This is a genomic window from Streptomyces sp. NPDC050388, assembly GCF_040655635.1.
Lineage (GTDB): Bacteria > Actinomycetota > Actinomycetes > Streptomycetales > Streptomycetaceae > Streptomyces.
On sequence record NZ_JBFAKH010000065.1, the window covers coordinates 1 to 13600 of the forward strand.

General features: G+C 70.3%; 2 protein-coding genes. Both read right to left on the reverse strand.

Annotated elements, in window-relative coordinates:
- Positions 1 to 209: 209 nt before the first annotated feature.
- Positions 210 to 1778 carry an MFS transporter gene (locus AB0I73_RS29760; protein WP_363042478.1) on the reverse strand — a complete coding sequence of 523 codons (1569 nt, stop codon included), beginning with the start codon at positions 1776 to 1778 and terminating at the stop codon, positions 210 to 212.
- 409 nt (positions 1779 to 2187) lie between these two features.
- On the reverse strand, positions 2188 to 13599 hold the full coding sequence (locus AB0I73_RS29765) for a type I polyketide synthase (protein WP_363042480.1): 11412 nt from the start codon (positions 13597 to 13599) through the stop codon (positions 2188 to 2190).
- Between the last annotated feature and the right edge of the window lies 1 nt (position 13600).

Here is a 13600-nt window from a genome sequence, read left to right on the forward strand (position 1 = left end):
GCCTTCAACACATTCGCTCGGTGTGCTCGCGCCTCGGAAAGCCGCTCGGTGAGCAACTCATATAAGGAGGACACATAATCCTGCTCCGATGCAACGGCACGCGCAGCGGGATCATTGGTTTTCGACAACAGGGGTCTCCTTCCTTATGGGCGAGCCCGCCCTTGGATGCCGACGGCGATGTTTTGCTACGCTCGGGAAAATGGGGAAGATCAGGCGAGGCGACCGGCGCGGGCCTCTCCGTAGTCCGGCTCCGGTGTCGGGCTCTTCTTCTTTCCGGCAGCAGGCAAGGTGATCAGCAGCACAGCTGCTCCGAGGAGTGCGATGGCCGCGATCCAGCCCGCGCCGACGTGCATGGCATGGATAAACGCGTTATCGGCAGCCTGCGCAAGAGAGGGCCGGTGGATAGTTGTGGCGACGTGGCGGGCCTGTTCGGCGGAAACTCGCGCCTGATCCTGCACCACACCGGATGCACCCTCCAGCGAAGGTTCGATCGCACGTCGGTACGCGATCGACATGATCGTGCCGCCTACTGCGATTCCGATCACACTGCCGGTTTGTCGCACGGTGTTGGTGACGGCCGATCCAGCACCAGCCTGTTCCAACGGGAGGTCGCTGATCAATGCGGCCGTAACGGGGCCGATCACCATGCCGACCGAGAAACCCTGTATCAACAACAGGATCTCGATCCAGACCAGTGGAGTGTGGAGTCCGAGGAACCCGTACCCACCCATGGTCAGCGCAGCCACGGTCAGCGCCGGCACGGTCACAAGGCGCAGCGGCAGACGGCGAACCAGGCGCGAGGCGAGGGGCGCCCCCGCGAGCGCGCCGAGTGCGGTCGGGATATTGGTCAAACCCGCCTTCATCGGCGAGAATCCGAGCGCGCCTTGCAGATAGAACGCGTTATAGAAGGTGATGGCGGCCACACCGAAGAGCAGCAGTCCGAGCGCCACATTGCCGCCACCGAATGTGCGTTGCGCGAACAGTCGCGGATCAAAGCTGGGCGCCTTGAGGCGCAGTTCGACGAGCACGAAAACGGCCAGCAGAACCAGACCGACGACGATCGGCGCCCAAACGTCGGTACGACTCCACGCTGCCACCTGCCCCGCCCGGATCAGCCCGTAGGCCAACGCCACGAGCCCACTGATCGACAGCAACATTCCAGTGGGGTCCAGTGGTCGTCGAGTGGGGCTGCGGAAATTCGGAACCAGCACGGCGAGCCCGATCAATGCCAATGCCGCGACCGGAACATTGATCAGAAAGACCGAGCCCCACCAGAAATGATCGAGCAGGAACCCCGCCAGCACCGGGCCGGCAGCCATTCCGACACCGGCCGACGTCGAGAAAATGCCGATCGCTGCAGCCCGCGCGGGGCCGGTGAAGGTCCACATAAGGATGGCCATCATGGCGGGCGTGATCAGCGCGCTGCCCACCCCCATCGCAGCTCGAGCTGCAATCAGCTGGCCCGCGTCGCTTGCGTACGCCGCCCACAGCGAGGACCCGGCGAAGATCACCAACCCACTGGAGAACACAGTTCGGTGACCGAACCGATCGCCCAATGCTCCTGCAGTGAACATCAATGTGGCGAAGGCCAGAGTGTACGCACCGGTCGCCCATTGCAGCTGACCGGGATCGGCCCCCAGTCCACGGACCGGGTCCGCGAGGGTCTCCAGCGTGGTACTGAGGACGGTATTTTCTATCCAAATCAGCAGTGAACACAGCATAAGAATGGCAAGAATCAACTGCTGCCTGGACTTCGGCAGCGTTGGAGGCGCGGTCATGAGCACCTTCGGATATCGATGGACGGGACCTTGACCGAGTGGAATATAAGCAAGCGCCACAACGCTGTCAAGCTTGGAGTTTCTCGCCAAAACTATTGCGACCGAACGAGCTATATGCCTCTGCCAGATTTGCAGACTGAGCAATTTTGTGCCTCTGGCGAATTTGCGAGTCGAAGGAATTCACTTCCGGAAGGTTGCGACTGAGCGGATTTCATGCCTCCAGTGAGCTGTCGCACCGCGTCGCCCGTGGGTTGACCCCGAGGTGATCACATTCGTACCCCGCCGGTGCGGCCGTGTGGTCGACTCCCGTACTCGGCGCAGGCGGACAAGCCCGAGCGCGCCGCGCGGGCGGCCGGGCTTGTCCAGGGCTGTCATGTGTCCTCGTTCCTCGAATCCGACGGTTCGGATATCAATGGCCGCTGAGCGAATCGAGCCAGCGCCGGAGGTGCGCGGCGGTCTCTGCCGCCTGTTCCTCGATGATCGAGAAGTGATCTGCCTCGATGTACTCGGCCGGTGCACGGTGTTGCCAGTCGGGGACGGGGTCGACGTCCCCGAAGCTGCTCAGCGTCACGGTGGCCCGCAGATTCAGCGTCGGCGCGGCGATCGGCTTGGCCTCGCGCTCGGGGTATATCCGCACGTAGCCGCCCATGGAGACCAGGCCGTGGTCGTCGACGGGGGTCAGTGCGTTGCCCCGGGACAGGATCTGTCCCAGCGCGTCGGTGAGCACGAGGCGGTTCAGTTCGTGCTCTTCCGGGGAGTAGGTGTCGATCATCGCGACGCCCGCGAGCTCGCCGCCGTCGTCTTCGATCCGCCGGGCGACCGCATGGGCGAGCGCACCACCGGCCGAATAGCCGATGAGCGCCACCGGGCCTCGCTCGAGTTCCGACGCGACGGCCGCGGCGAGGCTCTCGATCGCCGCCGCCCATGTCGCCGGCAGGTCGTCGCCTGCGCGCATGCCGGGCAGCCGCAACGCACTGACCTGCCGCTCGCCGCCCAGTTCGCGGGCCAGGCGGGCGAACTGGTGCGGGCCCGATCCCGCCAGGAACGAGGGGATGCAGACCAGTGCCGGTGCCGCGGCGCCGCGCGCCAGGAGCTGCACATCCGGGCGCTGTGCGGCGGCCTCGCCGACGGAGTACGCGGTCATCAGAGCCGAGCTCGCAATCAGCAGGGGCATCGCCCCTTCCAGCTCACCGCGGCGATGCGCCGCCGACACCAGGTCGGTGATCGTGCCGCGCACGCCGGCCGGTGCCTGCTCGACCACGCCGGTGTCGGATTCCTCGATCAGCGATCGCACCAGTTTCGCCACGCCGGCGGCGGTTGGGTAGTCGAAGATCAGCGTCGACGGTAGCGTCAGCCCGGTCAGCTGTGCGAGCCGGTTCCGGAATTCGACGGCACCGAGGGAGTCGAAACCGAGCTCGGTGAACGGCGCGTCCGGGTCGATCGCGTCGCCGGACAGGTGGCCGAGGACCGCCGAGGCGACGTTGCGCACCTCTCGCAGGATCACACCGTCGCGGTCGGCGTCGGGCAGTGCGGCCAGCTGCCGCGCCAGGCTGACACCGGCACTCGCGGCGGCCGGGGGAACCCGGATCATGCCGCGCAGTACCGCGGGCAGTGTGCCGCCGCGCGCCAGGTCGGTGAGCGCCGCCGTGTCCAGCAGGGCCGTCTTCGGTGTCGCCCGATCCGTCGCAAGCGCGTTGTCGAACAGCGCCATCCCGGACTCCGGGTCGATCGGGATCAGGCCCAGCCTGGCCCGGATCTGGCGGGCGTACTGCTCGGCGCCGTCCCCGCCGAGTATCCCTGCCATGCCGACGGTCCACAGTCCCCAGGCCAGTGAGTGCGCGGGCAGGCCCGCGCTGCGCCGCACGCGTGCCAGCGCGTCCAGGACGCTGTTCGCGGCGGCGTAGTTGCCCTGTCCTTGTCCGCCGAGCAACGGCGCCGCGGACGAGAACAGCACGAACGCCGACAGATCCAGGTCGCGGGTCAGCTCGTGCAGGTGCAGTGCCGCATCGGCCTTCGGTGCCAGCACCCGTGTCGTCTGCGCGGCGGTGAGGGTGTCGAGCGTGCCGTCGTCCAGGACGCCCGCCGCATGGATGACGGCGGTCAGCGGGGCGTCGGTGTCGATGTCGGCCAGCAGGGCCTGGACCGCGGTGCGTTCGGTGACGTCGCACGCCACGACCCGGACGTGGGCGCCGAGGTCGGTCAGCTCGCTGACCAGTTCGGCGGCGCCGTCCGCGGCGACACCGCGCCGCGATGCCAGCAGCAGCCGTCGTGCGCCGTGCTCTGCGACCAGATGCCGGGCGACGATCGCGCCGATGCCGCCGGTGCCGCCGGTGATGAGCACCGTGCCGTGGTCGAACGACGGTGGCACGCCCGGTTCGGTGGCGGGCAGCTGCTGCAATCGCGGTGCCAGGAGCCGACCCTCGCGAACGACCAGGTGCGGTTCGTCCTGGGCCAGGGCGTCGGCGAGCGACTTGATCGGCAGGGCCTCGCCGTCGTGGTCGATGAGCAGGAACCGGCCCGGGTGCTCGGACTGTGCGCTACGCACCAGGCCCGCCACGGCGGCTCCGACCAGATCGGGTTCCTCGCCGGGCAGCCCGGCGGCCGTGCGCGTCACGATCGCGAGCCGGCCGGGGTGTTCGGCGGCTATCCAGCCCTGCAACAGTGCGAGCGTCGTCAGCACGCCGGCGTGTATGTCCGCCGCGCCGGCACCGGTTCCGCGGGGCGCCGACCAGACCACCGTGTCGGGAACATCCTGCAGCACAGCGAGTTCCGCGAGATCGGCACAGCATGTCGGGGGCTCAGGGGCCTCGACGGCCGCCGGGTCGCCGAGCACGACGATGCGCCCGGTGTCCGCCTTGGAGACGGCAGGCACGGCGACCCACTCGAGGTCGAACAACGGTGCCGGGCCGCGCAGCTGGGCCAGCGCCCGTCGCTCGATCGGGCGGGACCGCACCGACTCCATGCTCAGCACGAGGGCACCGGTCGCGTCGACCGCCTCCACGCAGAAGGTGTCCGGTGCGACGCGGGCGATGCGGGCGCGCAGGGCACCCACGCCGGACTGTGTCAGCTGAACACCGTCGAAGGCGAAAGACAGCGGCACCCGGCCGTCGGCCCCGCCCTCGGCGAGATGGCCGACAGCCGCGTGGAACACCGCGTCCAGCAGTGCCGGATGCAGTCTGAAGGCGGTGGCGCGCGCTGCGGTGTCGGTGTCGAGCGCCAGGTCGGCGAACACTTCCTCCCCACGCGACCACGCGGCGCGAACACCCTGGAACACCGAGCCGTACCCGAAGCCGAGGTCGCCGAGCGCGCGGTACACCTGCTGCCCGTCGACCGGATCGCCCGCAACCGGAGGCCACACCTGGGACCAGCCCGGCGCCGCGGTCGGCGCGGCGGGCGTGAGCAGGCCACGGGCATGCAGCACCCAGGCGTCAGCGGCACGGGCGTGGATGGCCACGGTCCGGTGCCCGTCGGCGTCGGGTTCGCCTACGGCGAGCTGAATATCCGCGGCACCCTCGGCCGTGAGGATCAGCGGCTCCGCGAGCACCAGTTCCGCCAGGCGCGGCACGCCGAGCCGGGCGCCGGCAGCCAGAGCCAGTTCCACGAATCCGGTACCTGGCATCAAGACCGCGCCGAAGACGGCGTGGTCGGCGAGCCATGGGTGCGTGCGCAGCGAGAGCCTGCCGGTGAACAGCCACTCGTCCTTACCAGCGAGCTGCACCTGGGCGTGCAGCAGCGGATGGTCGGCGGAGTCGGCACCGGCGAGCGGCGCGGCGGCCTCCGCCGGCAGAAGCCAGAATCGTTCGTGCTGGAAGGGATAGGTAGGCAACGTGATCCGTGCCTGCGGTCGAGCTCCGAAGTAGGCCGCCCATCGCACCGGCAGGCCCGCGCAGTGCGCGGTTGCCAGCGCGGCGACCAGCTGCTCGGGTTCGGCGACTGTGCGACGGGATGCCGCGACCACCGATGCGCGCGCTGCGAGGTCTGTCGCCAGAGTGGCGCGGGTCATGGTCGTCAGCACCGCGTCCGGGCCCAGCTCGACGAACAGGCGCACACCCGAATCGAGCAGTGACTGCACCGCCGGGGCGAAGCGCACTGCCTCGCGCACCTGCCGTACCCAATACTCGGGCGTACCCACCGAATCGTCGGCGAATGCGCCGGAAACCGTGGAGCACAGGGGTATGCGTGGCTCGTGATACGTCAGGCCCGCGGCGACCTCCGCGAACTCGATCAGCATCGGATCCATCAAGGCGGAGTGGAACGCGTGGCTCACCCGCAGCCTGCTGGTCTTGACGCTTTCGGCCACCAACCTCGACTCGAGCGCCGAGACCGCCTCGGTGTTTCCGGAGAAGACCACCGCATCGGGAGCGTTCACCGCGGCCAGCGAGACCGCGGCGGCTGCCGGATCGGCGTTGACCGCCGCCAGCAGCTCCACGGCCCGCCTCTCCGGCACCGCGGCGGCCAGCATGCTCCCGCCTGTCGGCAGCGCTCCCATCAATCGGCCCCGGGCCGCAACGAGTGTGCACGCATCCGACAACGACCACACACCGGCCACATACGCCGCGGCCAGCTCGCCGATCGAATGCCCGGCCACCACATCCGGCGTCACGCCCAACGACTCGACGAGGCGATACATCGCCACCTCGAACGCGAACAACGCGGGCTGGGTGTACTCGGTGCGGTCCAGCAGAGTCTCGGCAGTCGCGCCGAACATCACATCCCGCAGCGAATGCCCCAGGTGTGCGTCGAATTCCGCGCACACCTCGTCGAGCGCGGCCGCGAAAGCCGGGAACGCCCGGTACAGCCCAGCGCCCATCCCGATCCGCTGCGCGCCCTGACCGGTGAACAGGAACGCTGTCGTGCCTGTCCGGCCGGCGCCGTTGGCGATGCCCGGTCCCGGCTCGTCGGCTGCCAGGCGCGCCAAGGCCACCAGCAGCGTCTCCCGGTCCGAGCCCACGACGGCGGCGCGCTGCTCGAGCCGCGCGCGGTGCAGCGCCAGCGTCACCGCGACGTCGGTCAGGTCGAGCTCCGGACGTTCGCTCAGCGTGTCGTACAGACGGCGCGCCTGGGTCCGCAGCGCGGCAGGCGTCCGCGCGGACAGCAGCAGCGGCATGGCCGCCGGGCGCGGTGGATCGACCGGCCGCGGCGGGACCGCGGGCGCCTCTTCGAGGATCACGTGCGCGTTGGTCCCGCTGATCCCGAACGACGACACTCCCGCCCGGCGCGGACACTCCCCGACCGGCCACGGCTCGGCCTCGGTCAGGATCCGTACCGCGCCCGCCGACCACTCCACGTGCGGCGACGGCTCGTCGACATGCAAGGTGGGCGGCAACGTCTCGTGCCGCAGCGCCTGCACCATCTTGATCACACCGCCGACACCGGCAGCCGCCTGCGCGTGCCCGATGTTCGACTTCAACGACCCGATCCGCAGCGGCTCGGCGCGATCCTGTCCGTAGGCGTTGATCAGCGCCTGTGCCTCGATCGGGTCACCCAGCGTGGTGCCGGTGCCGTGCGCCTCCACCGCGTCCACCTCGGCCGCGGCCACCCCTGCGTTGACCAGTGCCTGCGCGATCACCCGCTCCTGGGACGGACCGTTCGGTGCGGTCAAGCCGTTGCTCGCACCGTCCTGGTTGATGGCGCTGCCTCGGATCACGGCCAGCACCGGGCGCCCGTTGCGCTGTGCGTCGGACAACCGCTCGAGGGCGAGCACGCCGACGCCCTCGGCCCACGAGACACCGTCCGCGGCACTCGAGAACGCCTTGCAGCGCCCGTCCGGTGACAGCGCCCGCTGCCGGGAGAACTCCTGGAACAGCATCGGAGTCGACATGACCGTCACCCCGCTGGCCAGGACCAGCGACGTCTCCCCGGCGCGCAGTGCCTGCACCGCCAGATGCAGGGCCACCAGCGACGACGAACATGCCGTGTCCACCGTCACCGCGGGTCCTTCCAGACCGAGGGCGTAGGACACCCGGCCGGAGACGACGCTGCCGCCCGATCCGGTCGCCAGATAGCCTTCTGCGGCACCGTCGGCGGCCTCGCGCGCCGTGTAGCCGTAGTCCTGGTACATGACGCCCGCGTACACCCCGGTGTCGCTGCCCCGCAGTGAGGTCGGATCGATACCAGCGTCTTCGAGCGCTTCCCAGGACGCCTCGAGCAGCAGCCGCTGCTGCGGGTCCATCGCCGCTGCCTCACGGGGTCCGATGCCGAAGAAGGCGGCATCGAAATCACCCGCGGCATGTAGGAATCCGCCTTCTCGGGTGTAGATCTTGCCGGGTTTGCCGGGGTCGGTGTCGTACAGGTGGTCGACATCCCAGCCGCGGTCGCCCGGGATCGGGGTGATCGCGTCGACGCGCCCGGCGATCAGTTCCCAGAGCTGGTCAGGGTTCTCGACGCCGCCGGGATACCGGCAGCTCATGCCGACGATCGCGATCGGCTCGTCGGCCCTGGCCCTGGTCGAGGCGGGGCGCGGCCGCGTCGGCGCCGAACCGTCGACCCGGGTACGCAGGAAGCCCGCGACAGCGGCGGTGGTCGGATAGTCGAACACCAGCGTGGACGGAAGCTGAACACCGGTGGCGGCGGTCACCTTGTTGCGGAACTCGACTCCGCCGAGCGAGTCGAAGCCCAGTTCCGTGAACGGTGTTTCGGGGTCGATGGCGTCGACCGACTCGTGGCCGAGGACCGCGGCGGCGATCGCGCGGACCTCATCGCGGATCAGCGCCTCCCACCGATCGGCGGGGGCGTCGAGCAACCGCTGGCGCAACGGACTGTCGGCGATCTGGCCGCGCGACGGTACATGGATCAGGCCGCGCAGCACCGCGGGCAGCGTGCCGAGCCGGCCCAGTGCGGTGAGGGCGGGTGTGTCGAGCAGCGCGGTCATCAGCATCGGTTCGCCGGTGGTCAACGCATCGTCGAACATCTGCATGCCGGTGTCCGGCTCGATCGGGGACAGACCGAGACGCGTGCGGATCTGACGCACCAGATGTTCGGCACCCGGGTCGTTCAATGCCTCGGCCATGCCGCGCTTCCACAGCCCCCAGGCCAGCGAGTGCGCGGGCAGACCGGCGCTGCGGCGCGCCTGGGCGAGCGCGTCCATCGCCGCGTTCGCGGCCGCGTAGTTGCCCTGGCCCTGCCCGCCGAGCAGCGGCCCGGCGGAGGAGAACAGCACGAACGCCGACAGGTCCATGTCGCGGGTGAGCTCGTGCAGATGCCAGGCGGCATCGGCCTTCGGGGCGAGCACCCGGTTCACCTGCTCGGCGGTCAGGGTTTCGACGGTGCCGTCGTCGACCACGCCCGCGGTGTGCACGACAGCGGTCACCGGTTCGTGCGCCGGTACGGATTCCAGCAGCGCCGCGACGTCGGCGCGATCGCTGACGTCGCACGCGGCGACGCGTACGTCGGCGCCCAGCGCGGTCAGTTCGGTGACCAGCTCCGCGACACCCGCCGCGGCGGAGCCGCGGCGCGAGACGAGCAGCAGTCTGCGCACCCCGTGCCGGGTGGCCAGGTGGCGTGCGGTGACGGCGCCCAGTCCGCCCGTGCCTCCGGTGATCAGGACCGTGCCGTCGCCGAAGGGCTCGCCGGTCGATTCGACGGTGGTCGCACGGATCAGCCGCGGTGCCACCGTGGCGCCGTCGCGGATCGCGAGCTGTGGTTCGTCCGTGGCGACTGCGGCGGCGATCCGCTGGTGCAGGTCCGCGGGGTCGTTATCGTCGAGGTCGACGTTCACGATGCGCCCCGGATGTTCCGATTGCGCACTGCGTACCAGGCCACGGACGGCCGCTGCCGCGGGGTCCGGCGTCTCACCGGGCAGACCTGCTCCGTTGCGGGTCAGCACGATCAGCGTCGAGTCGGCGCAGCCCGGTTCGGCGAACCAGTCGCGCAGCACCGCGAGGGCGTTGTGCACGGCGGTGCGGATGGTCGCGGGGACGTCGCCGCCGTCCGCCGGCGCCGTTTCGGGCGACCAGACGACAGCCGAGCCTGTGTGGCCCCCGCCTGCCGCGAACGCCGCGACATCCTCGAACGTCTCGGCGCAGCCTGCGACGGGCCGCCCCAGTGCGACCAGTTGCCGGTCCGACGCCGCAGGCGCCGTCACCGGCGTCCAGTCGATCGCGTAGAGCGGGCTGCGGGCACCGGCGAGAGCGCTCGCGTCCGCGGGGCGGGCGAGCACGGCGTCGATCGACAGCACCGCGGCGCCGGTGGCGTCGCAGGTGTCGATGCGCACCTTCTCGGAACCCGAACGGATGATGCGGGCGCGGACCGCGGTGGCGCCGCGCCGGAACACACGGACGCCGCCAAAGGAGAACGGAAGCGGCAGCCTGCCGTCGGGGAGGTCGTCGGCGAGCACATCGATGGCGGCGTGGAAGGTCGCGTCCAGTAGCGCCGGATGCATCCCGAAGCCCGCCGCCCGGCCCGCTGTCGTCTCGTCCAGGGTCACCTCGGCGAACACGTCGTCACCACTGGTCCAGGCGGCGCGCACGCCTTGGAAGCTCGGGCCGTAGCCGAATCCCAGGTCGGCGAGCCGGTCGTACAGACGCGTTCCGTCGACCGGCGTGCCGTCGGCCGGCGGCCAGTCGGGGTCGGTCCAGGCTGGCGTCACCCCGTCGGCGGGGGCGAGGGTGCCGGTGGCGTGCAGCGTCCAGTCCGGCTCGCCCGGGTGGGACGGCGCGGTTCCGGTGACGGCACGCGAGTGGATCGACAGGCGTCGACGACCGGTGTGGTCGGGCTCGGTCACCGAGACCTGCACGTCCACGGCAGCGGCACCGTCGAACAGCAGCGGCGTCGCCAGGACGAGTTCGTCCACGACGGGCAGTTCCAGGCGGCTGCCCGCGGCCAACGCGAGATCCACGAACCCGGTGCCGGGCAGAAGCACCGCTCCGAAGGCCGTGTGGTCGGCGATCCACGGCTGGTCGGTGGTGGAAAGCCTGCCGCTGAACAGCCATTCGTCGCGACCGGCGAGCGGCGCGGCGACGCGCAGCATCGGATGATCGAGCGCGGACAGGCCGGCGCGGCCCATGTCACCGAGCGCATCGTCATCGGGCTGCACCCAGTAGCGGCGATGCTGGAAAGCGTAGACAGGCAGGTCGAGGTGGGTGACCGGCCTTCCTGGTGACAGCGGCGCCCAGTCGACGGTGACGCCCGAGCAATGGGCGGCGGCGAGCAACCGCAGGAACTGGTCGACCTCGTCGACGCCGCGCCGTGACGCCGCCGCGACCAGCGAGCGGGACGCCACCTCGTCGATCAGTGTGTGGCGGGTCAGCGCCGCCAGCACCGCGTCCGGACCCACCTCGACGAACCGGCGCACGCCGGAGTCGACGAGTGACTGCACGGCCGGGGCGAAGCGCACGGCCTCGCGCACCTGCCGCACCCAGTACTGCGGCGTCAGCAGTTCGGGACCGGCTGGCGCACCGGACACCGTGGAGCACACATCAATTCGTGGCGTCCGGTACGCCACCGATCCGGCGACCTGCTCGTACTCGGCAAGCATCGGCTCCATCAACGCCGAATGGAAGGCGTGACTGACCGTCAGCCGGGTCGTCTTGACGCCCTCGTCCGCCAGCCGGTCCTCCAGTGCGGCGATCGCCGCCGTCTCGCCCGAGAACACCACCGCCGCAGGCGCGTTCACGGCCGCCAACGAGACCGTCCCGGCCGCGAGCAGTTCCAGCGCCCGCTCCTCCGACACCGCGGCGGCGAGCATCGCTCCATCGGTCGGCAGCGCGCCCATCAGCCGGCCACGGGCGGCAATGAGCCGGCACGCGTCGGCCAGCGACCACACCTCGGCCACATAGGCCGCGGCCAGCTCGCCGATCGAATGCCCGACCACCACATCCGGGGTCACGCCGAACGACTCCAAGAGGCGATACAGCGCCACCTCGAACGCGAACAGCGCAGGCTGCGTGAACTCCGTCCGGTCGAGCAGGGCCATGCGCTCGGTGTCGCCGACGCCGTTCCCGGCCCCACCGGTCTCGCCGAACATGACCTCGCGCAGCGACACCCCCAGCAGGGCGTCGAATTCCGCGCACACCTCGTCGAGGGCAGCGGCGAACACGGGGAACGCGGCAGCCAACCCCGCGCCCATGCCAATACGTTGGGCTCCCTGACCGGTGAACAGGAAGGCCGTCTCGCCGGTGGTGGCGACACCTGACACGACATGCGGGGATGCCGAACCCGCGGCCAGGGCCGTGAGGCCGGCGAGCAGAGCGGCCCGGTCGGCGCCGAGCACCGCGCCGCGCCGGCCCAGCTGAGCGCGCGCGGTGGTCAGGACGGCAGCGACATCGGCATCATCCGCCTCGGGGTCGTCGGCGAGCCAGGCCAGCAGCCGGCTCGCCTGTGCCTGGAGCGCGGTCTCCGACTTGGCCGACAGCAACCACGGTGCCAGCAGCGCCGGTCGGCCCGGCTCCGGCTGCTGTACATCGGCATCCGGTCCGGTCACCGGATCGGCAGCACGGTCGCGCGGCGCCTCTTCGAGGATCACGTGAGCGTTGGTCCCGCTGATCCCGAAGGACGACACACCCGTCCGACGCGGACGATCGAGCTCCGGCCACTGCTGAGCCTGCGTCAGCAGTTTCACCGTGCCCGCCGACCAATCGACCTCGGGGGTCGGCTCGTCCACGTGCAACGTCGAGGGCATGACCCCCTTGCGCATCGCCATGACCATCTTGATCACGCCCGCGATACCCGCCGCGGCCTGCGTGTGACCAATGTTCGACTTGACCGAGCCCAACCACAACGGGTTGTCGTCCCCACGGGCCTGGCCGTAAGCGGACAGCAGCGCCCGCGCCTCGATCGGATCACCCAGCCGCGTACCCGTACCGTGCGCCTCCACGGCATCCACCTCGGACGCCGACAGCCGCGCGTTGGCCAGCGCGGCCCGTATGACCCGCTCCTGCGCAGGCCCGTTCGGCGCGGTCAGCTGGCTGCTCGCACCGTCCTGGTTCACCGCGGAGCCACGCATCACCGCCAGCACCCGATGCCCGCTGCGCTCCGCGTCCGACAGCCGCTCCAACACCAGCACGCCGACGCCCTCGGCCCAGCCCGTGCCGTCCGCCGACGACGAGAACGCCTTGCACCGCCCGTCCGGCGACAACCCGCGCTGCCGGGAGAACTCCACGAACGTGCCGGGTGTCGCCATCACGGTCACACCACCGGCGAGCGCCATCGAACACTCACCCTGACGCAGCGCCTGAGCGGCAAGATGAAGCGCGACGAGCGAGGACGAACACGCGGTGTCGACCGTCACCGCCGGCCCCTCCAGGCCGAAGGTGTAGGCCAGACGACCCGACGCGACGCTGCCCGCGCTGCCGGTCAGCATGTAGCCCTCAAAGCCCTCGGGCGCGTTGGGGCGGGAGCCGTAGTCGTCGTACATGACGCCCATGTACACCCCGGTACGGGTGCCCCTCAGCGTGGTCGGGGCGATGCCCGCGTGTTCGAAAGCCTCCCAGCCGGTCTCCAGCAGCAACCGCTGCTGGGGGTCCATCGCCGCCGCCTCGCGGGGGCTGATGCCGAAGAACTCGGCGTCGAACCGGTCCGCCTCGTACAGGAAGCCGCCTTCGCGGATGTACGAGGTCCCGAGGTGGTCGGGGTCCGGGTGGTACAGGTTCTCCAGGTCCCAGCCGCGGCCGTCCGGGAAGGGACCGACCGCGTCACGTTCGGCGCTCAGCAGCTCCCACAGGTCGTCCGGGGAGGCGATACCGCCCGGGAGCCGGCATGCCATGCCCACGATCGCGATCGGCTCGTGTGCGCGCTCCTCCAGATCCTGCACACGCTGACGGCTCTCCCGCAGATCGACCGTCGCCCGCTTGAGGTAGTCGCGAAGTTTCTTCTCGTTGTTCATG